Origin of the sequence: Streptomyces phytophilus (assembly GCF_013870535.1) — a bacterium.
GTDB lineage: Bacteria > Actinomycetota > Actinomycetes > Streptomycetales > Streptomycetaceae > Streptomyces > Streptomyces phytophilus.
Map to the genome: position 1 here is coordinate 1 of NZ_JACBXC010000844.1, position 2,718 is coordinate 2,718.

The 2,718-nt window shown below is 74.7% G+C and carries 3 protein-coding genes; 2 read left to right on the forward strand and 1 reads right to left on the reverse strand.

Going from position 1 to position 2,718, the window contains the following annotated elements:
- The first annotated feature begins 140 nt into the window (after positions 1-140).
- A complete protein-coding gene (locus tag H5J30_RS26060) occupies positions 141-980 on the forward strand; it encodes an ABC transporter permease (protein ID WP_181789788.1) in 840 nt (279 codons plus the stop codon).
- Positions 981-1,047: 67 nt separating this feature from the next.
- On the opposite strand, the gene sigJ is transcribed toward H5J30_RS26060, so the two are convergent.
- The gene (gene sigJ / locus H5J30_RS26065; protein WP_181789789.1) at positions 1,048-1,986 is read right to left on the reverse strand and encodes an RNA polymerase sigma factor SigJ; all 939 of its coding nucleotides are present in this window, start codon (positions 1,984-1,986) and stop codon (positions 1,048-1,050) included.
- A gap of 188 nt (positions 1,987-2,174) precedes the next feature.
- Here sigJ and H5J30_RS26070 point away from each other — a divergent pair.
- The coding region (locus H5J30_RS26070; RefSeq protein WP_181789790.1) for a flavodoxin family protein at positions 2,175-2,718 on the forward strand (544 nt) is incomplete at its 3' end.

Below are 2,718 nucleotides of genomic sequence, written 5' to 3' on the forward strand. Positions count from 1 at the left end.
GACTCAACCGCCTTCGTCCGCGGCCTCTTCGAGCGGCACGGCGCGGAGATCGCGGAACTGGAGGTCCACCGGGCGTCGCTGGAGCAGACCTACCTCGCGCTCGTACACGCGGCGGAGCGCACGGCGGAAGGCGGCGACCGGTGAACGCCTGCGTCCTGCGCGCGGGGCTGCGGCGCGGCGCGATCGAGCTGCGCCAGTCCTTCACCAACGGCGCGGAGCTGTTCAGCCACCTGTTCTGGCCGCTGCTCATGCTGGGCGTCCTGTGGTTCGTGCGCGGGCGGGAGTTCGGCTCCACCGGCTTCATGCTCGGCGCCCTGACCCTCCCCGGCATCCTCGGCATGAACGTGTCCTTCGGCATGGTCACGATGAGCCAACTGCTCACCGCGGAACGGGAGGACGGCACCCTGCTGCGCGCCAAGGCCACCCCGAACGGCATGCGCGGCTACCTCGTCGGCAAGGTCGTCTCCGTCGCCGGGGGCCTGCTGGCCGACCTCGCGCTCTTCCTCGTCCCCGCGCTGCTCCTCGTCGACGGCCTGCACCTCGGTGCCGGCGCCTGGGTCCACCTGACGGGGATCGTGGCGCTCGGGATGGCGGCGACGCTGCCCGTCGGGGCCGTGCTGGGCTCGGTGTTCGGCGACGCCCGGGCGCAGGGCCTGATCCAGCTCCCGGTGCTCGCGCTGATCGGGATCTCCGGCATCTTCTACCCGATCACCGCGCTGCCGGAGTGGCTGCAGTGGACCGCGCAGGTCTTCCCGCTCTACTGGCTCGGGCTCGGCATGCGCGCCGCGATGCTGCCCGACGCGGCGGCGGCGGTGGAGATCGGCGACTCCTGGCGGCAGGCGGAGGCGGTCGGCGTGCTGGGCGCGTGGGCGGTGCTGGGGCTCGCGGTGGCGCCGGTGGTGCTGCGCCGGATGGCGCGCCGGGAATCCGGCTCGAAGGTGGCGGCCCGCCGCGAACGCGCCCTCCAGCGGGTGGTGTGAGCACGGGTACGGGCCCGCCCCCCGGCGCGCGGGCCCGTACCCGGCTCGGGACCTGTCCCCGCGCCGCTCAGGCCGCCGTCCAGGCGCGCAGCTTCTCCGGGTTGCGCATCGCCCAGATGTGGGTGATCCCCCCGTCCGCCACGTCGAAGGCGAGCACCGTCACCGTGACCCCGTCCACCTGTGCCACCAGGCCGAGTTGCCCGTTGACCGTGCGCTCCAGCAGCTCGATCCCGGGCTGCAGGTCCCGAATCGCCGTGAACGCCCGCACGACCTCCTCGCGCCCCACGATCGGCCGCAGCACCGCCGGTACGACGCCGCCGCTGTCCGGGGTGGACGTCGCGCCCGGGTCCAGCAGCCCGACCAGGGCGCCGATGTCCTTCGCCGCCCAGGCCCGCCGGAACTCCCGTACCAGCGCGTCGTGGTGGCCCGCCGCCGCGGGCCGGCGCGCCGTGCGGACCCGGCGGCGCGCAGAGGCCGCCAGCTGCCGGCACGCCGCGGGTGACCGGCCGACGATCTCGGCGACCTCCGGGAACGGGTAGCGGAACACGTCGTGCAGCACGAACGCCACCCGCTCCGCCGGGGTCATCGACTCCAGTACCACGAGGAACGCCATGTGCACCGACTCGTCCATCGTCACCCGGTCCGCCGGATCCACCGCGTCCCCCTCCGCCCCGCCCACCCGGCCGCCGACCAGCCCGGTGCGGTCCGGCAGCGGCTCCGGCAGCCACTCGCCCACGTACCGCTCCCGCCGCGCCCGCGCCGAGCCGAGCAGGTCCAGGCAGATGCGGCCGGCGGCCTTCGTCAGCCAGCCGCCGGGGGAGACGACGGCGGCCCGGCGCTCCGCGGACATCCCGTACCAGCGGGCGTACGTCTCCTGCACCACGTCCTCGGCGTCGGCCAGGGAGCCGAGCATCCGGTAGGCGAGGTTGGTCAGCCGCCGCCGCTCGCTCGCGATCCCGGACCCCGGGTCGAGGCGGCCGGACTGCGACGCGGACGATGTGGTCATGGTGCCGGTGCTCCCTAGTTCGCGTGATGCCTCTCCCTCCGTATGACGAAACGGCGCGCCGGAGTGTGAGCCCCCGGAGCGTCACACCTGCGGCGGCCGGTTCGTCTTGGTCGCAGGGGTCGCGCGGGGCAGGCGCATGGCCCATCGTGAACCATCCCCGAGCCGGACCGCACAAGGAGAGGCCCACCATGGAATCCGAGACCCCCGTCAGGGCGGCCGTCATCTACTACAGTGCCGGCGGCACCGTGCATGCCCTCGCCCTCGCCGCCGCCGAGGGCGCGGAGAAGGCGGGCGCGGAGGTCCGCCTGCGCCGGGTGCCGGAGACAGCCCGGAACACAGGGCAGCACACAGCGCAGGACCCAGCGCAGGACCCAGCGCAGCGCACAGGGCAGGACCCAGCGCAGCCGGCAGTGCCGGACACGGCGGAGGGCGGCGCGGCGGAGGTGAGACCCGGCTCGCCCCTGAGCGGCCGGGAGGCCGTCGGCGTGCCCGAGGCCGCCGTCGGCGACCTGGACTGGGCCGACGTGGTCCTCTTCGGCACCCCGACGCGACTCGGGAGCATGTCCGCCCCGGTGAAGGCGTTCATCGAGACCACCGGCCCGCTGGGGTCCGCCGGCGGCCTCGCGGACAAGGTGTACTCGGCCTTCACGTCCTCCGGCACCGCCCGCAGCGGCTCCGGCGCCGGCCTGCTGGCGCTGGTCAACGTCTTCTGCCACTGGGGCGGCGTCATCG

What these genes read in the sequence shown, in the direction of transcription:
- sigJ (WP_181789789.1), bottom strand. Translation starts at nt 1,986, where the DNA reads ATGACCACATCGTCCGCGTCGCAGTCCGGCCGCCTCGACCCGGGGTCC.